Consider the following 23,356-nt stretch of genomic DNA (forward strand, 5'->3'; position numbering starts at 1 on the left):
TGGATCGGCACGGACCGCGCCGGCTGTATGTGACGGTTCTCATAGAAGAAGCCGCCTCTTCGATCATCTTGCTTTCCGATTTCAATCGGCGGCCCCGTTTCAATTGAATGCCCGGGCGATTAGAATGGGCAGGGATGCCTGCCTGGCGGGCAACGCGGCGTGGCTTGGGGCGTGTGCAGCAATGTCATGTTTCGGCGAGATGAGCCTTTCCATGCGGCCCGCTCTGCCTGAAGCGCGCTTTGCCTGGCAAAGACCTGCTCGCTGCAATTCGACGGCGGGTCGTCGCCGATGAGCTCGAAGGACGATCCCTCCAGGCCGCTGGACAAAACCGTCATCCGCGCGCCGCGGCCGAAGCAACGACCGCTCGCGGCTGCCGGGAGTTCCGGTCCGGAAGGCGTTCGGCCCGCTCCGTCGCCTTCCCGCGAATCGACGGTGTTCGATCCCGGCGGCGGCCGGCAGATGCCCACCGGCTGGTCGTCCGGAACGGTGCTCTTTCAGGGACCTACCCCGGGAGCAGAGGCCAATGCGGCGCCGGGGGTGCAGCAGGATGCCCTGCTCGACGCCGCCGGCGGCGTGAGATATGCCGCGGCTAATCCGATCCTTGCCGCCGCGGCGCCGCTGCTGATGCTTCTCGGCCAATTGCGGCTGGTGCCGGTCGAACGGCAAGCGGCGCCCTTGGCGGAGCATATAGCCGAAGCGATCGACACCTTCGAGCTTGCAATCGCGAAAGCCGGCGTAGCCGAGGAAGACGCGCGAATCGCAAAATTCGCCCTTTGTGGAACCGCCGACGACCTTGTCGGCAATCTGCCATGGCCGAGCAAGGACAGCTGGCTTCAGCACAGCCTTGTGGCGCAGTTCTTCCAGGCCCAGACGACGGGCGCCGGCTTCTACGAAGCGTTGAACAACGTCCTCGCCAAGCCGGAAGCGCATTACAACCTGCTCGAACTGATGCATGCATGCCTTTCGCTGGGCTTCGAGGGCCAGTATCGCGGGCTTGCGGGCGAGCGAAACACGCTCGAGCGTGTCCGGCGCGACGTCTACGACACGCTGCGTTACTTCAAGCCGCGCGCCGCCGACGACGTCTCGCCCCGCTGGCAGGGCATGGCTGCGGCATTGCCGAAGCCAAGGGCGCGGCTGCCGCTCTGGGCGCTCGCGGCCGCCGCGGCGACGCTGGTGACGGCGGCCTTCTTCGGACTGCGGGTGCTGATCACCGATGAAGGCGATGCGACCGCCGGCGAGTTGCTGGCGCTCAACCCCTCGACGCCCGTCACCATAGAGCGCGCCAGCGTGGCGGCGCCCACTGAGCCGGCGCAAGCCAGCCCACCGCCCGCAATTCCCGATACGACGCAGATCGACCGCATCCGCGCGGCGCTTGCCAAGGAGATCGCCGGCGGCGGACTGAGCGTCGGCGAGAAGGGCGAGTTCATCGTCGTCGAGATCAACAACCAGCTTCTGTTTGCGCCCGGCCAGGCGGAGCTGAAGCCGCAATTCCAGCCGATCGCGGCCGACATCGCCACGGCGCTCGACGCCGAACCCGGGCCGATCAAGATCGTCGGCCACACCGACAATGTGAAGCCAAAGAAATCGAGCGCGTTCAAATCGAATTTCGATCTTTCCGTCGCCCGGGCGAAGGCCGTCCAGGCGATGGTGGCCACGCAATTGAAGGACCCGTCGCGGCTCAGTGCCGAGGGCAAGGGCGAGGACGAGCCGGTCGCCGACAATGGCACGGCGGACGGCCGCGCCAAGAACCGCCGCGTCGCCATGATGATCCCGAAACAGGAGACCTTGCAGAACGGCTCCGCGGAGAACGGTAACTGATGCGCTGGACGCTGCGGATCTTCAGCCTGCTTGCGCTTGCCGGTTTCTCGGCGGCGGTCTGGTATGCCGGGCCGCTGATCCGCTTCGCCGACACACGCCCGCTTGCGCCTGCGTGGCTCAGGGCCAGGCTCATCGGCGTCACCATCGTGGCGCTCGCGCTGTTCTACGGGGTCCGCTTCTGGCAGCGGCGCAAGGCGCAAAAGGCGCTCGAAACGGCGATCGTGCGCAGCGACGAGCGCAACGACGATTCCCAGGTGCTTGAAGCGCGCATGAGCGAAGCGATCGCGACGCTGAAGCGGACGAGCGGCAAGCGCAATTTCCTCTATGACATTCCCTGGTACATCGTCATCGGCCCGCCCGGCGCCGGCAAGACGACGGCGCTGGTCAATTCCGGACTGAAGTTTCCGCTTGCCGGTTCCGGCAGCGCGCAGCCGGTGGCCGGCGTGGGCGGCACGCGGTCCTGCGACTGGTGGTTCACCGACGAGGCGGTGCTGATCGACACGGCCGGCCGCTATACGACGCAGGAGTCGGACCGCGAGCGCGACAAGGCAAGCTGGCTCGCCTTCCTGGGATTGCTCAAGAAACACCGCACCAGGCAACCGATCAACGGCGTGATCCTCGCCATCAGCCTTGCCGACCTGATCGGCTTCGACGACCGGCAGCTCGACGCGCATGTCACCGAGATCCGAAGCCGCCTGCGCGAACTGCACGAGACGCTGAAGATCCAATTCCCGGTCTATCTGCTCTTTACCAAGGCCGATCTCATCTGCGGCTTCATGGATTATTTCGGCGATTTCGACGAGTCGCGCAGGCGCAAGGTGTGGGGCGCGACATTCCAGACGGCCGACCGCACCAGGAACATGGCCGGCGAGGCGCCCGCAGCCTTCGACGAACTGGCGAAGCGGCTCGCCGAAGAGGTCGCCGACCGCCTGCAGGAAGAGGCCGACCCGGTAGCGCGGATCACGCTGTTCGGCTTCCCGGCGCAGTTCGGCGCGCTGAAGGCCCGGATAACGCAGTTCGTCGGCAGCCTGTTCGACACCTCGCGCAGCCAGGTCAATGTCAGCCTGCGCGGGCTCTATTTCTCCTCGGGCACCCAGGAAGGGACGCCTTTCGACCAGGTGCTGGGCGCGATCGGCCGCAGTTTCGGCAGTGCTTCGCAAGCGCATCTCTCCGGCGCCGGCAAGAGCTTCTTCCTGCATGATCTGCTGGCCAAAGTGATCTTCCCCGAATCGGGCTGGGTCTCGTTCGACAGGGCCTCCGAGCGGCGCGCCAGGCTCGCGAGGTTCGGCGGCCTCGCCGCGATCGCGCTGGCGGCTTTGGCGGCGCTCGGCGTGCTGGGCCTCAGCTTCTTCGCCAACAAGCAGCTGATCGCCTCCACAAGGCAGGCCATGGCGCATTATCGCGACAGCGCCGATACGCTGCTGAAGAGCACAACGGTGACCGACGTCGACCTCGAAAACGTCATCGGTCCGCTCGACCAGTTGCGCAACCTGCCGGCCGGCTTCGAAAACGGCGACCAGGCAAAGCCGATCGAGGAGACGTTCGGGCTCAGCCAGCGCGAGAGGCTGTTGTCGGCCTCCAAGACTGCCTACCGGCAAGCGCTGGAGCGAACCTTCCGCTCGCGGCTGCTGGTGCAGGCGGAGCGGACGATCCAGGCCAGGATGGCCGACCCCGTCGCGCTCTATGAGCCTTTAAAGATCTACCTGATGCTGGGCGGCAAGGCGCCGAAGGTCGACGACGAACTGGTTGTCTCGTGGATGAAGCAGGATTGGGAACAGAACCGCTACCCCGGCGAGAACAACCGCGAGGGCCGCGCGCAGCTCGAAAAGCACCTGCGCGCCATGCTTGCGCTCGACGACGCCTATGATCCCGTCTTCGAGCTCAACCAGCCGCTGGTGGAGGCCGCGCAGCGCTCGCTCGGGCGCATGAGTCTCGCCGACCGCGCCTGGGCGCAGATCAAGTCGGCGGTCTACGCCGCAAGGCTCAAGGACTTCTCCATCGCCGCGAGAGCCGGTCCGGAAGCGCAGTTGCTGTTCGAGCGCACGGACGGCAGCGAGCTTGCCGATCTTCAGGTCACCGGCCTCTATACGCGCGGCGGGTTCAATCGCTTCTTCCTGCCGCAGCTGTCGCGCATCGCGCAGATGCTCGTGGACGATCAATGGGTGCTTGGCGGCGGCGGCGAACAGGGCGGCATCGACCAGGACCTGCCCAAGCTCGGCCCCGAGCTCATCGACCGCTACGGCAAGGAATTCGCCGCCGCCTGGAACGGCGTGCTCGACCAGCTGAAGCTCAAGGCGATGCTGAAGGACAAGCCGCAATATCTGGCGCTCTCCGCCGTCGCCGCGCCGGACTCGCCTCTCGACCAGCTCTTCACCGCGATCGCCGATGAAACCGCATTGACGAAGGACAGCGCCGCCGAGGGCGATACCGGCGCGGCGCAGCAGGACCCCGCCAGCATGGCCAAGGGCCTCGCCCGCATCGGCCTGCAGATCGCTGGCGGCAAGTCGCAAAGCCGCGCGGGCGCTAGCTCGGCTGTTGCGCAGAATGCCGGCGCGAGCGTCGAGGCGCAGTTCCGCTCGTTCCAGGCGCTGGTCGGCGGGGCCGCCGGACGCCGGCCGCTCGATGCGCTGACGCAGAACTTCCACGACATCTTCCAGAGCCTGAAGCTCGCGGCCGATGTCCCCACACAGACCGAGCGCGTCAACGCCAACCTGCAACTGCAGATCTCGACATTGCGCGCCAATGTCTCGCGCCTGCCGAAACCGCTGGCGCGCATGGTCAACGCGGCGGCGGACGAGTTCGAAGGCAATGTCGCCGAGACCTCCATCGCCAACCTCAACCAGAACCTCGACCAGACGGTGACGCGCGCCTGCGAGGAGGCGGTCAATGGCCGCTATCCCTTCACCCGCGACGGCACAGACGAGATCTCGATGGCGGATTTCACCAAGCTGTTCGCGCCGGGCGGGCTGATGGACCGTTTCTTCGCGCAGAATCTTGCGCCGCTGATCGACATGACCGGCCAGGAATGGACCTGGAAACAGGACGCCCGTTCCAGCCGCGACCTGGCCAAGTCGACCTTGAAGGCGTTCCAGTCGGCCGCGGAAATCCGTAGCGCCTTCTTCCCTTCCGGCGGCTCGGTGCCTTCGGTCTCGATCACCATCACGCCCACGTCGCTGAACAGCGAAGTCGACAGCGCTGTGCTCAATGTCGACGGGCAGACGGTTCAGAGCGCCCAGGCCGGCAACGCGCCGAGCATCGTGACATGGCCGAGCGGCGCCACTTCCGGATCGGCGAGCCTCAGCCTCGTGCCGGAAATGCCCGGTCGCGAGTCCGCGCTCAAATTCGAAGGGCCGTGGGCGTTGAAGCGGCTTTTCGACAAGGCGACCATCACCGGCGACGGCGCCAACACGGAAGCCCGCTTCGTGATCGGCGGACGCGATGTCGCCTACACGATCCAAACCGGCTCGGGCGCCGATCCCCTGCTGCTGCCGGCCTTGTCCGGCTTCAGCTGTCCAAAGGCGTTTTGACATGGCTGGAGCGAGCCTTCATTTCGGTACTCTAATGTATGCGCTTGTGGCAGAGTGGCCTGGGCACGCGGCCCGTGGCTGGTCACAGAGGACGCTCGCGAAGCGCTTGGTGGCAAATTGAGCACTGTCGCCCTCCCCATCGAAAGCTTCGGCGTGAGCCACAAAGGCTGCGTGCGCGATCACAACGAGGACAATTACCTCATCGAACCGCAGACCGGGCTCTGGGTGGTGGCCGACGGCATGGGCGGGCATGAGGCCGGCGAAGTCGCCTCGGCCAGCATCGTCGACCATCTGGCAACGATCGGCATTGCGAGCTCCGCGCCGGACCTTCGCGCCCGCTTCGAGGACCGGCTCAGCCGCGCCAATGCCGAGATCCGCGACATATCGCGCTCGCGCGGCATCACCATCGGCTCCACTTTCGCGGCCCTGCTTGCCATGGATGGACGTTTCGCCTGCCTGTGGGCCGGCGACAGCCGCATCTATCTCGTGCGCAACGGCTCGATCTTCCAGGTTTCGAAGGATCACACCGAGGTGCAGGAATTGCTCGACCGCGGCATGATCAGCGCGGAGGAAGCGCGCACCTGGCCGCGCCGCAACGTGATCACGCATGCGGTCGGCGTCAGCGACGAGCTCGAGATCGATTTCCAGCAGGGCGAGCTTATGGCGGGCGACGTTTTCGTCCTGGGCACCGACGGACTGACCGCGCATGTCAGCGACGCCGAGATCGAGGCCGAGGTCAAATCCGCCACGCCGCGGGCGGCCTGCCAGATCCTGCTGGACATGGTGCTGACGCGCGGCGGAACCGACAATGTGACCATTGTACTCGTGAAGATCGGCGGCGGGCGCAACGGCGCGCTCCATCCGGATCGGTCCGCAGTGGAGGGCCTGGCCAGATGAGCGACGACGACAAGACGCGGATTTCGACGAACGTCATCTATGCCGGGGTGGGCACGCAGCTCAGCGGCATTTACGAGCTCGACGAGAAGATCGCCTCCGGCGGCATGGGCGAAGTCTATCGCGGCCACAACATCCAGACCGGCGACCATGTGGCGATCAAGATCGTGCTGCCAGAATTCGCGCGCGACCAGACGATCCTGTCGCTGTTCCGCAAGGAGGCGTCGATCCTCAACCATCTGTCGCATGACGCAGTGGTGCGCTACCACGTCTTCACCATCGATACGGGGATCGGCCGTCCCTATCTCGCGATGGAGTTCGTCGACGGCGAGTCGCTGTTCGACATCATGCGGCGCGGACCGATGCAGGGGGACGATGTGCGCCGGCTTTGCCATCGCCTCGCCTCCGGCTTGAGCGCCGTGCATCAGGCGGGCGCCGTGCATCGCGACCTCTCGCCGGACAACATCATCCTGCCCGGCGGCCGGGTGGAGCGCGCCAAGATCATCGATTTCGGCATCGCGCGCTCGGCGACCGTCGGCGGCGAAACGCTGATCGGCGGAAAATTCGCCGGCAAATACAACTATGTTTCGCCCGAGCAGCTTGGCCTCTATGGCGGCGATGTCAGCGAGCAGTCTGATATCTACAGCCTTGGGCTGGTGCTGGCCGCGGCACTGCGCGGAAAGCCGCTCGACATGAGCGGTTCGCAATACGAGGTCATCGAGAAGCGCCGGACCGTGCCGGACCTGTCGGATATCGATCCCGATTTCCACGACCTGATCTCGGCCATGCTGCAGCCGGATCCGCGCGACCGGCCGGCCAGCATGAGCGAGATCGCCCGGGCGACGCGCGGCGAGGATCTCGAGGCGACATTGCCGCCGCCGGTGTCGTTTGGCGCACGCGAACGCTCCGGTTTGCCGCGCGCCGGCTGGACGGCGCCACCGGACTCCAAACCCCAGCCGCCGACGCCTCCCGGCGAGCCGCGCTTCGTCGAGCATGTGCGCCCTGCATACCTGTCGGAGCAACGGCCCGCACCGGCTGCCGCACCGGCCAGCACGTCCGCGCCGGCCGCGCCCAAACAGGCTTCGCGGATGCCGGCCATCGCCGGCGGCGTCGCGGCGCTCGCGGTGCTGGTGGGGGGCGGCCTTTATTTCGGCGGGGTGCTTGCACCTCCGCCGGTGACGGAGACATCCACGGCGCTGACGCCGAAACCGGTCGCGGAAGCCGCCAAACCAGCGGCCGAAGCGCAGCAGCCGCAGGCGCCGAAACCCCAGCCGCAGGCGCCGGCCGCGCCTCAGACGGAACCACCGAGACCTGATAGCGCGAAGCCATCTGCACAACCCGATGCGGAGGCCAAGACGCCCGTCGAGCAGGAGACACCGCCAGCCACCCAGCCGGAGAGCGAGGCAAAGACGCCTCAGGTCGAGACCAAACCCGTGCAGCCCTTGGCGCAGCAGTCGCCAACGCCTGCGCCGGCTCCCGCACCAACGGCCGCCGAAAGCCAAAAGCCGGCGCAGCCGACGGGCGAGCCGGCGGCCAAGACGCCGAAGCCGAGCCAGGCGGCTGAGAACAAGCCGGCGCAGGAGGCGAATCCGCCGGCAGCCAAGCCCAGCGTAAAAGACCTCGTTGACATGCTTTCCAAGCTGCCCAAGCCGAACGCTTCCCCGCCCCCCGCTCCGGAGAGTCCGGCGCCGGCGCAGCCAACCACGTCGCCGGCGGAGCCGAAGGCACAGACCTCGACAGCCAGCCAGACTGAAGCGCCGACCACGCCAACCCAGCCGGCGCAGCAACCGCAGCCGCCAGCGACCAAGCAGCCGGATACTGACGTTGCCATCAATGTGCCAAAGCCGGCGCTTCCGTCACTGGAAGAGAACACGGTCAAGTGGAACGACCAGCGCTCCTGGGTTCGCGATTTCAGCGGCGGCAGCTGTTTTTACGCGAACGTGACATCGGGACCCGGCGCTTCCCCCGCGATCGAGGGATACGGGACGGCGGTCCAATCCTTCGAACAATTGCTCAGCGATTTCCAGACGAGGTTCCACATCGAGCCGGACATCAGCGTGCGCCTCATCACCCTGTCCCAGTGCGGAGTGCCCACTTTCCTTCGCTTCCTCGACCGGAGCTCGGCCGCGAAGCCGCAGCTTGTGCTGGACCGGACATCGGTGCCGGACGGCTCGCCGGTCAGCGGCGCGCTCTATACGGGCGGCGGGCTCGTCTCGAACATCATGCTGATCGACCACAAGGGCGTGGCGTTCAACCTCGACGACCGCATGGTGCCGCAAGCCGACAAGGTGACCTTCAACATCCCGATCGGCCTCGCCGCCGCGGACAAGGCAGCCGGCAAGGCGGTGCCGCAGATCATGCTGGTGATCACCGGGCCCAAGGACATCCAGGCCGCCATGTTCTCCAGGCCGACGCCGGCCTCGGAGCTTTTGCCCAGGATCCTCGAGGAGATCGAGGCCGACGGATCGCAGTTCTCCGCCACGGCCACCTATTTCCGGCTTGGCGGATAGCATGAACGCCGATGAACCTTCGCACCTTGCGTTCTTTGCACCAGCCCCCGCCACGCAAGCAGCGTAGCCGGCTCCGATTGCCGTTCCCGGGCCGCATGACGCTTGCGGCGCTGTTCGGGGCGGCGCTGTTCTCGATCCTTTCGCCCGGCAAGGCGCACGCCGAATTCACCGTCTGCAACCAGACGCTCGACGTCGTCAATCTCGCCGTCGGACAGAAGGTCGACAACGCCGACCAGACGGACGGCTGGTGGACGATCGGCGCCAACCAGTGCGTCAACGTCATCCGCGAGGAGCTGACCAACCGCTACATCTACCTCTACGCGACGGACGTCTTCGGCCACGCGATCCTCAACGGCTCGACCGAGATGTGCATCGACCGGCGGCGCTTCTCGATCCGTGGCATCGACGCGTGCTGGCAGCGCGGCCATATCGCGGCGCGCTTCGTCGAGGTCGACACGCTCGAGCAGGTGCGCTGGACCTATTTCCTGACCGGAAACAGCCCGTGACGCACTCGATCGACACGAGCTTCAGACAGAAGAAGCAGGCGCGCCTGGCCGCGCAACGGCGCAAGCTTTGGCGGCGGGCCTTTGCCGGCCTTGCCACGCTCGCAGTCGTCGCCTTAGCCACCGGCTTCTATCTGACCAGGGACTACTGGTCGTTCGGCGACGAGGACGAAGAGCTGCATCCCGTCGAGGACATGGAAGACGTGCCGCCCGACGCCTCGGTCTATGTGCCGGCGATCATCGATCTCGCCGGCGATCCGATGTGGATCACGCTGGCGCCCGATGCCGACACCGCGACGAAGGGCAAGACCGTCGCGCGTCCGGCCGAGCTCGACAGTTCCGCGGCTTCGCCGCAGATCGACATCCTCTCCGACGTGATGCTGAGCGCCAGCGAAAAGTTCATGACGACGATCCCGTCGACGCAGGAGGATTTCGCCTTCTTCCAGGCACAGCGGCAGGCAGCTCCCAAGCCTTCGGCAACGGAGCCGGAAGATGAGCAACCGGCCCCGCCCGCTCCGGCCGCGGCGCCGGACGGTCAACAAGGCGATCCGCAAGGCGACCTGCAGAATGATCTCCAGGCGGCGCCGGACGAGAGCGACGCCGGTACAGCGCCCAAAGCCGATGCCGACGACCCCGAGGCCGGCTGGGGCGAGACCATCGACCAGGGCGAAGCTGCCCTTCCCGCTTTCACGAAAACCGCGATCGAGAACAACACGACCGTTGCGACCGTCGCCAGCGAATACCAACGCTTCGAGGCGACCGAGGACACCTTTGTGAAGATCCTCAACGACCGCAGCCTGGACAGCGTGGCGCTCGACGCGCATTTCTCCGCCGACGACGCGAAGCTTGCGGGCGAAGCGCTGAAGACGCTGTTCAACCGCGACGGGCTGGAGTCCGGCTTTGTCGTGGCCATGCGCGGGTTCCGGCCGAACCGCGAGACGACGACCATGTCGCTGATGCAGGTCTCCATCTATGCCAAGAACGTCTATGTCGGCACGCTGACCCGCAATGCGGCCGGGGCCTTCGTGTCGGGTGTCGATCCCTGGGTGCGCGAGGACCTCTTCAACTATTCCGGCGCCTCCGACCAGGGCGGGCCCAAGCGGCAGTACCGCCTGCTCGACGCGATCTACTCGACCGCGGCGCGCAACAAGGTGCCGACCAGCGTCATCGGCGAGGCGATCATGTATCTGTCGCGGGGACAGGATCTCGACGCCTTCGCCAGCGAGGACCAGCGCCTGGTGCTGATCTATTCGCAGACGCCGCGCGGCCAGGGCGAGATTTCGGGACGGGTGCTCTATGTCGGCGTCCAGGGCACGGACAAGAGCCTCGACTGTTTCGTCTTCCAGCAGGGCGACGGCCAGTATGCCTGCGTGACCGGCGACGACCAGGTCCGCTCGCTGACCGTCACCAACGGCATGGTCACGCCGGTCGCCGGAGTGATGACCTCGACCTTCGGCCCGCGCAAGCACCCGATCCTGGGCACGGTTCGAATCCACAAGGGCGTCGACTGGGCGGCGCCGGTCGGCACTCCGATCATGGCCGCCTTCGACGGCGAGATCTCGTTCCAGGGCGATGGCGGCAGCTATGGCAATCTGGTGAAGATCACGCATGCCAACGGCCGTGAGACGCGCTACGCGCATATGCAGAAATTCGCCATCGCCAGCGCCGTCGGCACCAAGGTGAAGGCCGGCGACGTCATCGGCTATATCGGCACTACGGGGCTTTCGACCGGCCCGCATTTGCATTTCGAGCTCTACCAGAACGGCGAGGCGATCGATCCGCTGGGCACTGTCACCTCGGTCGCTACAGCCGTGTCCGTCAGTTCCGGCGGCTCCGGCGATGCCGCGGTCGAGACGCTGACCGACCGGATCGTGCATGTCGAAAGCGGCGGCAGCGCGCGCGCCAAGAACCCGCTTTCCTCGGCAACCGGCGCCGGCCAGTTCATCTCCAAGACCTGGATCCGGATGATGAACACCTATCGGCCCGACCTCGCCCGCTCGCTTTCGACCGCCGATCTGCTTGCGCTTCGCTACGACGCCACGCTGTCGCGTGAAATGGTGCGCAACCTCGCGCGCGAAGGGGAAGCCTATCTGCGCGCCCGCGGCCACCAGATCACCGCCGGACGCCTCTATCTTTGCCATTTCCTCGGCATGGAAGGCGCGCATCAGGTGCTGGCGGCACCGGGTTCCTCACAACTGACCGCCGTGCTCGGATCAGCCGTCATCCAGGCCAACCCGTTCCTGACCGGCAAGAGCGCCAGCTACGTCATCGATTGGGCGGAGCGGAAGATGGGGCAGAAAGCGCCGCGCGTGGTCACCGACCAGGGCCAGCCGACGACAACCACGACCGAAGTCCGGCAGACCTCCCCGGAATTCGAGAAGTACAAGCAGGCGATCGCCGCGCTGATAGGTTCGATCCAGGATACGCTCGAGCCCGGCTAGTTCTCGGTTCACCAAGCAACAACGTTTTTCGACGCGGGGACTATATTTGACGAACCTGGGCATGGACGGAAACCGCGCTGCCTGCCTGAATTGCGCCGCACCATCCACAAAACCTCCATTAGGATTCACTCATGTTATAGTGATCCGTAGAGCAACAAATATCGTTAACGGTTCGGGTAAGTGGCGAGGCCCGCATCTGAGGCTGGAACATTTCAGAGAATTCGACGTTGCCCGCCATGGTCAAAAAGCAATCCAACGACAACGGTTCATACTTCGAATTCGACGTCATGCGCGAAGCGTTCAAGCGCTGGGTCGACGAGGATAAGGTTCCTGAAGATCAATGGCGGCCGCGCGCAACGAAGCTGGTCCGTATCGTGACCGGAGACGATTATGTCGACCCCAACATAGTCGAATGGATCATGCGTAAAAAGCCCCAGCGCTGAAGGAATCGGCGCTAGGGCTTTTGGGCATGTACGCTGTACCAGCATGACCAAATATCAGGTTGCGCTAATATCGTAAACGAGTGGTAAATCGCTGCACGGTCTAGTGCCGCGAAGGCCTCGGCTGTGCAAGACCGCGTTGATATTGCGGTGGGCGGCGCACTCAAGAACCGATCGAGGATGAGAGCTAGCGGCAGCGCTCGCATCGGCAGTTCGCTATGAGCTGACTGGCCTGGGCCGGCCGCCTATTGCGTCCTGATCCGCATCTCCACCCTACGGTTGACCGGATCGTATGGATTGGCGACGCGCGGATGCGACTTGCCCACGCCGATCGGCTCGAGCCGGGTAGATTGAACGCCGTTCGCCGCCAGGAAGGCCGCCACCGATTGCGCCCTTCGCTGCGACAGGTCCTGGTTGTAGCGATCCGTACCGGTCGCGTCGGTATGGCCCTCGACGACGAAGCTGAACGTGCTCAGCCGGTTGTCCTTCAGCGCCTTGGCGAACTCGTCCAGTTCCGTGCGCGCGGTCTGGTCGAGCTGGGCCGAATCCAAGGCGAAATTGATCATCATGTCGAGGCCGGCCTTTTGAGGCGGCGCCTCGTTCTTCTCGGCCTTGCTCTTGCACTCTTCCTCGGTGCCGACGCAGATACCGCGTGACGCGCCAAGATTACCCTGGCCGGCGAAGAATTTTACGATATCTTCCGATTTCTGAAGCGGATCGGCGTAAACGTGCGTTGAAAAAAGCACGGCCGCCAATGCCAAGGCTGAGCTGCCCCACCGCATGACCGTCACTCCTGTTTGAGCGGGTTTCGCTGGTGCGCACCATATCAAACCTTGAAACGATTGTCTGTGACCAAGCGCACGTTGCCAACGGCCGCCACCTGCTAAAAGCTAAGGCTTGACCGGCTCTCGGCTAAAGGCTTGAGTGCTTGTCAGCTGGCTCTCGGGGTGTGGCAGCCATGGCCAACGAACTCGGATACAGAACCGCAAGGGATCTGTTTCTTGCCTGTCCCGCGATCGCCCGGGACATGAAATCGCCTGCCGCCAATCAACCCCCGCTGGAATTCTGCCGCGCCCTGCTCGCCGGACGCGTGCCGGAGGAAGCCGTCACGTTCTGCGCCTATCTGCTGCCCGATCGCGCCGCGGTCTGGTGGGGGCATGAATGCCTGAGCCATCTCTCAGAACTCCTTGCCGATAGGGACCTCGAATTGCTGGCGCTCGTCAACGATTGGGTCGGCGAGCCCGGCAATCCCCGCCATCGAGCGGCGCTAGGCGATGTCGTCGACCCGTCTCCAACGACGCCGGCTGCGTGGATCGCGCTGTCGGCGGCATGGCGTGACCCGGCCTTCGATATGCTTTCGACCGGATTTCCCGCCGCCCACGCCGTCAACGCCGGGATCCTGGCGGGGCTGGCGCGCGTCTCGACCGCGGACCGCTTTGGCGTGCTTTCCGCCTTCGTCGACATGGGCATCCAGATGGTGGAGATGGAGGCGCAACGACAATCGGTCGACGCGCATTAGAGGTTTTCCGGCTCACTGGCAGCCGCCTTGCGCCCATCTGGCCAAAGCGACCTTGAAGCGGGTGCCAAGCGGATGTTGCAGGCGCAGGACGGAGACGTCGTTGGCGGCGAAATTCTTCGCCTGCTCGCAGAGGCGGGTCTCGTTCCACTCGTGGCAGCCGTCGCAGTGCTTGCCTTGCCAGACCGACTTGTCGAGGCCTTCGACCGGACTGAAAAGCGGCTCCCCCTTGATCAACTGGGCTATGCTCTTGCCGTCGATCGCCGGGTCGCCGAACTTGACCGGGCGATCGAAAAGGATCGGGCCGTCCGTCGCCAGCTTCGGGATCTTTGCGCGCAGCGCATCGAGCGCAAGCTGATCGGCCTGGCCGGGTGCCGCGCCGGTGTTGCGCGTCTCGGAGCCCGCTTCGGCCTGCGGCCCGTTTGCCTCGCCGACGATCAGCGGCGCATTGAGATCGACCCTGTGCAGGACGACCTCGGTGGTCAGCGAGACGTTGATCCAGGGACGCTGCTTGCCGGCTGTGGCCTTGAAGACGTCGCTGGTCACCCTGTTCATCGCTTCGGTGATGGAGACGTTGGATTCGCCGACATGCTGGAGCAGCGCCGTGGTGAAGGGCGAGTGGTCGCCCGACCCGTCATAGGCAAGCTGGTTCGGGCTGGCGGCGAAGGCGACCAGCGTGCCAGCGCCGCCATTCTCGATCGGGATTTCGGCAAGGCCGCTGCTTGCGCCTTTGATGCCGGCAGTCTTTGCCAGCACCTCGGCGAGCGGGTTGTCCCGGCATGCGTCCAGGAAAACCAGCCTTATGCTGGTCTCGCGCGACATCTGGCGCAGGATGAAATCGACCGAGACGGCCTCGAAATCGAGCGAGGTCTCATCCTCGAGCGCGGCATCGACGGGAAGCAGATAATTCTTGCCGGAGACCTGCAGGCCATGGCCGGCATAGAAGAAAAGCGCGATGTCGGCGCCGCGCACCTGCTTGGCAAACTGCCCGACCGTAGCCTGTGTCTGCTGCTTGGTGAGGTCGAAGCCGGAGACCACCTCGAAGCCGAGGTCCTTGAGCCGATCGGCCATGGCCTGCGCATCCCGCGCCGGATTGAGGAGCGGCGCTGCGTGCTGGTACTGCGAGTTGCCGAGCACCAGCGCCACACGCCGCTCGGCGTTCGCGGCCGTCAACGTCAGGAGCAAGGCAAGCGCCACAAGTCCGGCGGCGCGAAACATGCCACCGCAAAAGGCGATCGGAGCGGAACTCACCGCCACCTCAATTGGCGAGCTTGCTTGCGGAGAATTCGATCCGCCGGTTGAGCGCCTTGTTCTTGGGCGTGTCGTTGGCGGCGACAGGCTTGTCCTCGCCATAGCCGGCCGAGCTGAGCTGGTTGCGCGGGACGCCATCGGCAAGCAGCGCGTCGGCGACCGCCTGGGCGCGCCGTTCGGAGAGCGCCTTGTTCGCCTCGGGCGATCCGTCGGAATCGGTGTAGCCGGACACCTCGACCTTGAGGGCCGGGCATTTGCCGACGACACCTTCCACCTCAGCCAGCAGCGGGCGGCTCTTCGCGTCGAGCCTTGCGCTCGCCTGACGGAAATAGATGGCGCCGGTGCGCGAGAGCACGGCAAACCGGTTCAGGCACTCCTCGTCGCTGAAATTGGCTTTCGCGGCATCGGTGGCGACGGGGCCGACCTCGGCGGCACCGGCGGCGACGGTCTGCACGGCGGCCGGCTTGCCGCCGTCGGCGGTGAAGACGAAATCGAACGACACCGAAGCGGTCGGCACGATGTTGGTCACGTTGGCGGCCTGCTGCAATTTGTCGATGTTGGGCAAGAGCCCGAAATCCTCGACGTGGACGGCGACGGGCGCCTCCGAAGCGACGGAAACCTGGGTATCGCCGATCATGGTGACGACGACGCTCGCCTCGAGATCCTTGTCGACGCCATGCAGGCTGAGGCGGAACGGCAATGTCGTCTTCACCCGGCGCTTGGTCGGCAGGTCGGCGAACGCCGCCGGATCCACTTTCGCCGTCACCTCGGCCGTCGGATAGGTGAAGGTCTCGAAAAACAGGAAGCGCATGCGGACATTGCGCAGGTCGACTCCGGTGTCGACGGAATTGAGGTCGAAGCTGATCTTCGCATCGCCGGCGGAACTCAGCGTGCCGGTGATGTTCCTGATCTTGTTGGTCTCGACGATCGTGTTCTTCTTCACCGACTGGTAGGTGAGCACCGAAGCGGACGGATCGAGCGTCCAGTTGGGTGCGGCGCTCGCAGCCTGCGATCCGAAGACCAGCAGCGCGGCAACGATCAAGCCAAAAGCCGCGGCCTTGGTTAGCATTTTTCGCCAGAATGCGACGACTTCGAACATGGAACGCCCCCGCCAGGACAACCCGATCTCGATACCGGCACGTGACGGGAGCATAGAGCAATTGGCCGGGCTTGGCGAGCGGTTCTAGATGAAGCGAAAGCGCGATCAACCATTCAGAGATCGGCTTGTCTCCATCGACCCTCGTCACCAACTGTGACCGCCTCCGGCGGAACCTCCACCTGCGCCACCTCCGCCCAAGGGCGCAATGACAGGCGGCGTTTCGTTTTGAACGGGTTCGATCGGTTTCTTGACGATCACCTTTTTCCGTTTGATGACCTTCGGCGCGGTTGTCGTACGAACAACCTTGGTTCGGTGCTTTACCGTCGGTGCCGGCTCCACCCTAGGGGGCACGGTGGTGCACCCTGCGGTCGCCAAGGCACCGGTTAGGATCGTTGCGATGATTGCCTGTTTCAATGCCCTGCCCACCACCTTACCTCCTGATTGATCAGAACAAGTCTCGACGCGGGTTGGCTTGTTCCCAGACAGCTCTGGCCGTCTTGATCAATTGGTCGTCGACCGAGCCATCCGCCGGAATTTTCGATTTAAGTTCCGAGCGCAACTGCTTGAGGGCTGCCGTCTTCGGCTTTGGACCAAACTGCGCCAGTGTCGTCTTTGCACTCGGCAGTTCGTCACGAAGATCAAGCCCGACCGCGAATGCGAGATACCGGACAGCCACAGCCTGATCGGCTTTGTTGCCCTTCTGCATCTCGATAGCCGCCCGATCATACGCACCGGAATAGTCGCCACGGGTGGTTGCCAATTCGAACAGCCTTTGCGCTTCGTCCAAATTCAGCGCCACACCAACACCATCCCTGTACATGCGTGCAAGACTGGCAGGAGCATAGGGCTGGCCAAGATCCATCGCCTTCTGGAAAAGCGCCTGCGCCTGTTTCGGATCCTGTTCGACGCCCTTGCCGGTGAGATAGTTGCGGCCCAAAAGGTTCATCGAATACATGTCCTGCCGCTCAACGCCCGCCTTGAGAAAGGCAACCGCGCGGGCGTAATCAGCAGGCACTCCATTGCGGCCGTCCGTGAAAATCGAAGCCAGCTCGTTCATCGCATAGGTATGCCCCATCGCCGCGCCCTTGAGCAGCAAGTCCAATCCCTTACTCGCGTCGCGCTGGACTCCGAAGCCATTGAACAAGGCGCGGCCCCACGCCGTCATCCCGTAAGGATCTCCCTTGTCGGATGCAGCGGAATAGAAGGTGTTCGCTTTCGTTGGATCGACAGCGGTTCCTATTCCAGACGCGACGAGGTAGCCAAGCTCGAACAACGCGCGGACATGTCCCTTGTCGGCGGCCTCCTCGATCGCCTTCTTGGCCTCCTCAACCTTGCCAACGGCGAGCAGCGCGCGCCCGAGCTCGTAGTGGAAGCGCGCGACATCGGGATAGGTCTTCACCGCCGCCTGGCATGCCTCCACCGCTCCGGCGCCGATCTCGTTCGGCAACAGCCCGGGAACGACGCCCTGCAGGTCCAAAGGCTCGCCTGCCCGCGTGTCGCAAGGATCGGCGCTCGGCGACAGCTTCATCGTCGCCGGCTTTGACGGTGTGTTGTCGGCTATGATGTCGAAGCCGACGATCAACGGTTTTGCGGCGCCTATCTGCGGTTCGTAGCGCAGTTTATCGACTTCATCGGCCATCAGGCTCGATTGCGGCGACAAGGTGCGATCCGGCAGGGACAGCGTTCCGGTTGCCGGATAGTTCGCGAGCTTCAGGCTGACGCCGGGATCCTTGGTCGGGACATCCAGTTTCAGCGGCACAGGGCCGACGCCGACGGGTATCTTGACGTCGCGGTTGTCGATCGCTTCGGCGGCGCCGGCGATGTGGATGCCCCGCTCCACCACCTCCTGCTTCTGCTCGGACTCCAGCGAGGCCACAAGCTGCTTGCCGGCGGCGCCCTCGCCATTCTTGACCCGGAATACCAGGATGCCCTGCGATCCGCCGCCCCATTCGTCATGCGTCGCATAGGCCAGCATATCGACCTGATCCTCGGCGTCGGCGCCCTTCGGCACATCCATCTGAAGCCGCGGCAGATCCTCGCCCTCTATCGGCTCGCCGGTCGCGACCGGCTTGCCGTCCAGGATCAGGCGCCCCAGCGCCGGCGACCTTTCGATGCTGATGCTGACCGCGCCGCCGTCGACATCGACGGGCACCGGCAGGTCGAGCGCGACCGGTCCGACCCCCGACGGCACGGTCTTTTCCAGCACCGGCGGCAAAGCCGGCCGGTTGGCGCGGCGCATCAGCACCACCTCGTCGATCAGCGAGGAGTTCTCCCACGGAACCTGCGCGCCCTTGGTGGCCTCGACCACGTCGCGGCGGACGGCAGCCATCACCGAGCGTATCTCCTGGTTCGGCGCCAGAGCGCGACGGGAGAAGGCGGATGAAAACGGACTGAGGTCGCCGGAGCCGTCATAGGCGACCGCGCCGGGTTCGGTGGCGAAGGCAATCAGCGTGTTCAGCGAACTTTTCACCTGCGCAAGGCCGGTGCCTCCGGCCGCGATCAACTGGTCGCGCAGCCAGTAATCCTTGCGCGGGAAGGGGTTGTTGCGGCAGGCATCGAGGATGATCACCTGGATCTTCGATTTGGCGCGCAATTGCTGCAGGACATCGTCGAGCTTGACCGCCTGGACCTCGATGTCGGCCGCATCCTTGAGCGACGCATCGACCGGGATCAGGAAATTCTCGCCGCCAATCTGAAAGCCGTGTCCCGAATAGTAGACGACCGCCAGATCGGCGCCGTCCGCCGCCGCGAGATAATTGCGGAACTCCTTCTCGAACTGGAGCTTGGTCAGATCCTTGGCGACGAACACATCGAAGCCGGCCAGCCGGAACGTGTTCGACACGTCTTCCGCATCCTTGTCGGGATTCTTGAGGGCCGGGATTTCGCGGTATTCGGAATTGCCGATGACAAGCGCAATCCTTCGATCGGCATGCGCCGGCACCGCCGTGAAGCCCACGAGGATCAAGGCTGCAATCAGCGCGCAGCGTCGCAGCATGGCAAAATCCTTAACCGCTATGACCTGTCGGCCACAAGAACGCAGCTTGCGGCATCGCGGTCTGTTAAAGACTTCACAATCTGCCAAAACGGCAACGAATGCGCCTGCGAGGCAGATCGCGCATCCAATAAACTGCTAAAATAGCTCAGAGGCCCGGGCGCCGCAATGACCTGGGCAGATGCGATCCCCGCAAGGACGCCCGGTCTCAGCCGGGCATCCTCGGGCTCACCCGCCTGCGCGGCGTTTACTTCTCGGCGTAAGTCGGCTTGCCGTCCGCGCCCTTCTTCCATTCGTAGATGACATAGTCGGGGCGCGTGATATCGCCCTTCTCGTCATAGCCGATGTCGCCGATCGCCGTCTTCCAGGGGCCGCCTGCCTTGATGGCCGCGGCGACCTTCTGCGCGTCGTCGGCCGAGCCCGCCTTGTCGATCGCGGCGGCGACGATCTGGACCGCCGCGTAGGAGTAGAGCGTGTAGGCTTCCGGCTCGAAACCCGAGGCACGGAACTTTTCGACGATGTCCTTGGCGGCGGGGTTTTTCCGCGGGTCCGGCGAGAAGGTGTTCAAGGTGCCGATAACCGAATCGCCTGCGATCGAGGCAAGCTCGTTCGAGACCATTCCGTCGCCCGAGAACAGCGTCGCCTTCAGACCCTGGTCCGCCGACTGGCGCATGATCAGGCCCGCCTCGGTGTGGAGACCGCCGAAATAGATCAGCATGACGCCGGCCGCCTTCATCTTGGCGATGAGCGCGGAGAAATCCTTGTCGCCGACATTGATGCCTTCATACATCACCTCGGTGATGCCGTCGGCGTTCAGATCCTTCTTGGCGACATCGACGAGGCCCTGGCCGTAAGGCGTCTTGTCGTGGACGATGGCGATCTTGGCGTCCTTGAAATTCGCGGCGATATAGTCGCCCGCGACCTTGCCCTGCTGGTCGTCGCGGCCGCAGGTGCGGAAGGCGTTCCAAAGGCCGCGCTCGGTATATTGCGGATTGGTCGATGCCGGCGATACCTCGAGCACGCCGTTCTCGGCATAGACTTCCGAGGCGGGGATCGACACGCCCGAGTTGAAGTGGCCGACCACATATTTCACGCCGTCCGCGACGAATTTGTTGGCGACCGAAATGCCCTGCTTCGGATCGGAGACATCGTCGCCGATCTCGATCTTGATTTTCTGGCCGAGCACGCCGCCGGCCGCGTTGATGTCGGCGGCCGCCTGTTCGGCGCCTTTCTGGAACTGCGCGCCGAAAGCCGCGTTCGGACCGGTGATCGGCCCGGCGACGCCGATGACGATGTCCGCCCAGGCGTTGCCCGCGAAGGCGACAAGCGCGGCCGCTGCCACCGCCGACAAAAGATATTTTTTCATATGAGGCTCCCATTTTCGTGGTGGGCACTGGTTGCGGCTTCGATGCGATGCCCACGTCCGACGCATCGAGCTGACTTGAATTGGGCGGGCCGGTTTCTGCCGTTGGGCAAGGTCAGGCCCAGGCGAGCGGGTCAGGACATGAGGCCGGAGCAGGTCCCTTCACCAGAGATGTCTTGCCTTCAATCCGCACCCAAAATGCCCCGTCTTCAGGGCATATTGGCTGCAAGCGAAGTGGCATACGATGACCTTAAGACCCAGATTTTGTGATCGATTTTGCAATGTTTCGGGAATGCGTCGCTCGCCTGCTAATTCGCGGATGCATTGTCGCGCGGATCGGCGTCGGACGAGGCCTCGCGGCGGAACAAGGCCGGGCTCTTGCCGGTCCATTTGTGGAACGCGCGGTGGAACGCGCTCGGCTCGGAAAAGCCGATGTCGGCGGCGAGATCGGCGACGCTGCGGCTGCCGTTGAGCAGGGCCTCCATCGCCAGGGCCCTGCGCATCTCGTCCTTGATCGAGCGATAGTTCTGGCCCTCGGACTGAAGCCTGCGACGCAAGGTCGGCGCCTGCATGCGCATGCCGGCGGCAAGCCGGTCGAAGCTCGGCCACGCCGCCGGCGCGGTGGCGTGCAGGCGTCCGCGTATGGCCGCCGAGAGCCCCTCGTCATGGCGGTAGCGCACCAGAATGTTGGCCGGCGCCCTGCGCAGGAATTCGCGCAGCGCGCAGGCGTCGCGGATGACCGGCAGCTTCAGGAATTCGGCGTCGAAGACGAGGCGGCTTTCGGGCTGGTCGAAGCGCACCGGCGCGCCGAAGAACAGCCGGTAGTCGCTCCCCGTCGGCGGGATGCTGCATTTGAAATCCACCCAGCGGATCGGGAGACGCCGGCCCACCAACCAGCAGTTCACGCCGTGGACGATGATCCAGAAGGTACGATAGGCGAAGGCCGAGCGCAGCGGCCCGGAATCGCTCAGCCTGATTTCGGCGAGCCCGTTGCCGGCGGTCAGCTCGCCATGCGGATCGTCGAGCACGGCGCGCAGGAAGCGCAGGCCCCTGCGCAAGGCATGATCGAGCGTCTCGGTGGTGAGCAGCGCCTGGCAAAGCAGCGCGAAACTGCCGGCCCGCATCGGCCGGGCGCCTTCGCCGAAGAACTCGTCATCCATCTCCTGCGCGACGGCATGCCAGAGCGCGCCATATTGTTCGGCCGAGATCGGCTCGGAAATCACTGGCGGCAGCCCGACGCGAGCCAGTAGAGGCTCCGCCTCGACATTGTGGCGGCGAAGGCATTCGAGCGTGTCGTTCATGAAACAGGGGGCGATCATCCGGCGCTGCATTGCGTAGGGCTCCGTCCTCCTTCTGCCTGCGTTCGACCTGGCTAGCGCTCGCCCCGATCGAATGTGGCGGAGCCGACACCCTGCTGGCGCAGCGCGGTCCTGGCGATCTTTTCCGTCGGCGTTCGCGGAAGCGGCGTGTCGGTGATCTCGATGTAACGCGGCACCATGTGGCGCGGCGCCATTGCCTTGAAATGCGCCAGCAGGTCGGCCGCCCCCAGCGTGGAGCCAGGCCGCCGCTGGGCCACGACCATGATGTCTTCCTCGGTGAACTCCGACGGAATGCCGAATGCGGCGCTTTCGACGATGTCGGGGTGCTTTTCGGCGACGGTCTCGACCTCGTAGGCGGAGATGTTCTCGCCGCGCCGCCGGATCGCCTCGTTCAGTCGGTGCTTGAAATAGAGCCAGCCATCCTCGTCCAGGCAACCGGCGTCGCCGGAGTGATACCAAAGGTTCCGGAGCGTCTGGACCGTCTTGGCGTCCGCCCGGTAATAGCCGGAAAACATGCTCCAGTTCTTGCGCGGGCGCGATACGATCTCGCCGACGGACCCATGCGGCAGGGGCCGGTCCCGCTCATCGACGATCGCCACCTCCCAATCGGGGTGCGGGCGGCCGCAGGAACCCGCTTTCGTATCCCCCACCGTGTCGAGGGTGACGAAACCTGTCTCCGTCTGCCCATAGCCGGTGACGAGCCGCATGCCGAAGCGCCGCTCGAACGCTTCCTTGTCCGGCACCATGGGAATGCACTGGCATATGCGCACCGGGTTGGCGCCGTCGCCATCGGACGGCGGCTGGCGCGACAGGATGACCGCCATGGCGCCGAGCAGGTTCGTCGCCGAGGCGCCGCTTTCGCGCACCTGGTCCCAGAACCGCGACGCGCTGAAGCCGTCGACCAATGTTGTGCGGGTGCCGTAGATCAGCGGCAGGTAGACGCCGAACATCTGGGCATCGGTGTGGAACAGCGGCAATGCCGAGAAATAGCTGTCAGCGGTCGTGTAGCCGAGATTGAGAGCCATGGCCGCGGCCCAGGAATAGCAGTGATGATGGGACATCAATGCGCCCTTGGCCGGACCGGTGGTGCCCGAGGTGTAGAGGATCGCCATCGGGTCGGAATAGTGGATGTCGGCGAGGTCGAAACCCGGCTGCCCGGCCATGCATTCCTCGAAGCCGACGATGCGGCCGATCCGGATGCCGGCCGCCCGGGCTTCGCTCGGATCGACGCCGACCAGGATGAGGGTGCGCAGGTCCGGCAGGCGGTCCTGGATCCTGGCGAGCTCGTCCAGCGCGTTGGCGTCGGCGACCAGGACTTCGGCGCCGCAATTGTTCAGGTTGTGGCAAAGCAAGTCGCCCTTCAGGCCTGGATTGCTGGGCACCTCGATGGCGCCCAAGCTCGATACCGCGAACCACGCCGCGACCAGTTCGAAACAATTGGGCAACAGCATCGCCACGCGATCGGACTTGCCGATGCCGAGGCCGCGCAGGCCGCGCGCCAGCCGCCCCGAAACGATCTGCATCTCCTCGAAGCCGGCGGAGCGTCCGCAAATGTCGATGAACGGGCTGTCGCCCAGGCGCTCGGCCTGCTTGAGCAGGATTTTGGGCAGCACCCGGTTCTCCAAATCGTCGTCGTGCTGGCCGGGGATGTGGAAGGACGGGGCGAGTTCAAGCATGGTCATG

At 64.9% G+C, this 23,356-nt stretch carries 15 protein-coding genes; 8 read left to right on the top strand and 7 right to left on the bottom strand.

What is annotated here, in order from left to right:
* Positions 1–288 precede the first annotated feature (288 nt).
* The 7 genes from tssL to FJW10_RS03195 all read left to right on the top strand — a co-directional run bounded on the left by tssL (position 289) and on the right by FJW10_RS03195 (position 12,136).
* Complete coding sequence (gene tssL, locus FJW10_RS03165) at positions 289–1,818, top strand: type VI secretion system protein TssL, long form (RefSeq protein ID WP_140898337.1); 1,530 nt, start codon at positions 289–291, stop codon at positions 1,816–1,818.
* A complete protein-coding gene (tssM, locus tag FJW10_RS03170; RefSeq protein WP_181177389.1) occupies positions 1,818–5,345 on the top strand; it encodes a type VI secretion system membrane subunit TssM in 3,528 nt (1,175 codons plus the stop codon). The genes tssL and tssM overlap by 1 nt, the downstream gene beginning before the upstream one ends.
* A 117-nt stretch (positions 5,346–5,462) precedes the next feature.
* The gene (locus FJW10_RS03175) at positions 5,463–6,242 is read left to right on the top strand and encodes a PP2C family serine/threonine-protein phosphatase (RefSeq protein WP_140898341.1); all 780 of its coding nucleotides are present in this window, start codon (positions 5,463–5,465) and stop codon (positions 6,240–6,242) included.
* Complete coding sequence (locus FJW10_RS03180; RefSeq protein ID WP_140898343.1) at positions 6,239–8,749, top strand: protein kinase; 2,511 nt, start codon at positions 6,239–6,241, stop codon at positions 8,747–8,749. Before FJW10_RS03175 ends, FJW10_RS03180 begins: the two co-directional genes overlap by 4 nt.
* An 11-nt stretch (positions 8,750–8,760) precedes the next feature.
* Entirely contained in the window at positions 8,761–9,255 is a 495-nt protein-coding gene (locus FJW10_RS03185; RefSeq protein WP_181177390.1) for a DUF1036 domain-containing protein, read from the top strand.
* Positions 9,252–11,693 carry a M23 family metallopeptidase gene (locus FJW10_RS03190; RefSeq protein ID WP_140898345.1) on the top strand — a complete coding sequence of 814 codons (2,442 nt, stop codon included), beginning with the start codon at positions 9,252–9,254 and terminating at the stop codon, positions 11,691–11,693. The genes FJW10_RS03185 and FJW10_RS03190 overlap by 4 nt, the downstream gene beginning before the upstream one ends.
* A gap of 227 nt (positions 11,694–11,920) precedes the next feature.
* Positions 11,921–12,136 carry a hypothetical protein gene (locus FJW10_RS03195; protein WP_140643195.1) on the top strand — a complete coding sequence of 72 codons (216 nt, stop codon included), beginning with the start codon at positions 11,921–11,923 and terminating at the stop codon, positions 12,134–12,136.
* Positions 12,137–12,378: 242 nt separating this feature from the next.
* Here the strand turns inward: FJW10_RS03195 and FJW10_RS03200 are convergent, their stop codons facing one another.
* Entirely contained in the window at positions 12,379–12,915 is a 537-nt protein-coding gene (locus FJW10_RS03200; RefSeq protein ID WP_181177391.1) for an OmpA family protein, read from the bottom strand.
* A gap of 245 nt (positions 12,916–13,160) precedes the next feature.
* Between FJW10_RS03200 and FJW10_RS03205 the strand changes: the two genes are divergently transcribed.
* Positions 13,161–13,652: a hypothetical protein gene (locus tag FJW10_RS03205; RefSeq protein ID WP_246674094.1), complete on the top strand. Its 492-nt coding sequence runs from the start codon at positions 13,161–13,163 to the stop codon at positions 13,650–13,652.
* A 12-nt stretch (positions 13,653–13,664) separates the two neighbouring features.
* On the opposite strand, the gene FJW10_RS03210 is transcribed toward FJW10_RS03205, so the two are convergent.
* From FJW10_RS03210 to FJW10_RS03240, 6 genes are all read right to left on the bottom strand, one after another.
* Positions 13,665–14,900, bottom strand: a complete 1,236-nt coding sequence (locus FJW10_RS03210; RefSeq protein WP_246674095.1) for a caspase domain-containing protein — start codon at positions 14,898–14,900, stop codon at positions 13,665–13,667.
* 7 nt (positions 14,901–14,907) lie between these two features.
* Positions 14,908–15,999 carry an OmpA family protein gene (locus FJW10_RS03215; RefSeq protein WP_140898349.1) on the bottom strand — a complete coding sequence of 364 codons (1,092 nt, stop codon included), beginning with the start codon at positions 15,997–15,999 and terminating at the stop codon, positions 14,908–14,910.
* A 445-nt stretch (positions 16,000–16,444) separates the two neighbouring features.
* Positions 16,445–18,994, bottom strand: coding sequence for a caspase family protein (locus tag FJW10_RS03225; RefSeq protein WP_140898353.1), 2,550 nt, complete (start codon positions 18,992–18,994; stop codon positions 16,445–16,447).
* Positions 18,995–19,238: 244 nt separating this feature from the next.
* Positions 19,239–20,357, bottom strand: coding sequence for a branched-chain amino acid ABC transporter substrate-binding protein (locus tag FJW10_RS03230; protein WP_140898355.1), 1,119 nt, complete (start codon positions 20,355–20,357; stop codon positions 19,239–19,241).
* A 305-nt stretch (positions 20,358–20,662) separates the two neighbouring features.
* Entirely contained in the window at positions 20,663–21,685 is a 1,023-nt protein-coding gene (locus FJW10_RS03235) for an AraC family transcriptional regulator (RefSeq protein ID WP_140898356.1), read from the bottom strand.
* A gap of 41 nt (positions 21,686–21,726) precedes the next feature.
* Positions 21,727–23,355: an AMP-binding protein gene (locus FJW10_RS03240; protein ID WP_140898358.1), complete on the bottom strand. Its 1,629-nt coding sequence runs from the start codon at positions 23,353–23,355 to the stop codon at positions 21,727–21,729.
* Between the last annotated feature and the right edge of the window lies 1 nt (position 23,356).

Source organism: Mesorhizobium sp. B4-1-1, from assembly GCF_006439375.1.
Classification (GTDB): Bacteria; Pseudomonadota; Alphaproteobacteria; order Rhizobiales; family Rhizobiaceae; genus Mesorhizobium.